1 protein-coding gene is annotated in these 557 nt (G+C 45.1%); it reads left to right on the top strand.

Features of this window, described 5'->3' with window-relative positions; genetic code table 11:
- Window positions 1–125: 125 nt before the first annotated feature.
- Window positions 126–557 (top strand): hypothetical protein (locus tag NC796_RS26670; RefSeq protein ID WP_310688945.1); only part of this gene is annotated, 432 nt, incomplete at its 3' end.

Genomic DNA, 557 nt, shown 5'->3' with positions numbered 1-557 from the left:
AGGCCGATATTTCGGCCTAAAACGAAAAATGCAAGGTGCATTTATGGATTATTTTGCCGGTTTTTACCTATTTGTACCCGCAAAATTAAACACGACCCAAATCGGCAGGTAATTCAAAGGCCTCTATGAAACATTTAAAGATACCATCATTACTGATAGTATTAGCTATCACATTGGCAGGTACAGCTTGTGATAACAACTCTGCAGGTCCTGGTGAAGGATCCGCTGCAGTTGAAGGACAAGTTCAAGATCAGAATAAACAAAATAAAGCCAAGTACTCGAGTCCAACCACGGCTGCAGCCGTTGAGGGAGCAACCGTAACGGCAGCACGAATTTCCTCTGACGGAAGCCTGGAAACTATTTCCGGTGCTGAGACCGAGACAAACGCAGAGGGAGAGTTCATGTTAAATATCGATGCTGAAGCCGTTGTCAATTCAGGCCAGCAGGTTATTATAATGGCAGAAAAAAGCGGCCAGCAGTGGAAGACGTTTATAACCGGTGAACTTGAGAGTGGTAGTACCGTTCAGGTTCAACCGCTGACTGTAGAATCATCCGGT

Origin of the sequence: Aliifodinibius sp. S!AR15-10, from assembly GCF_031569985.1 — a bacterium.
Taxonomy (GTDB): domain Bacteria; phylum Bacteroidota; class Rhodothermia; order Balneolales; family Balneolaceae; genus JAMQKA01.
The sequence above is the reverse complement of the archived record's forward strand: the minus strand, read 5'-3'. Positions and strand labels throughout refer to the sequence as shown.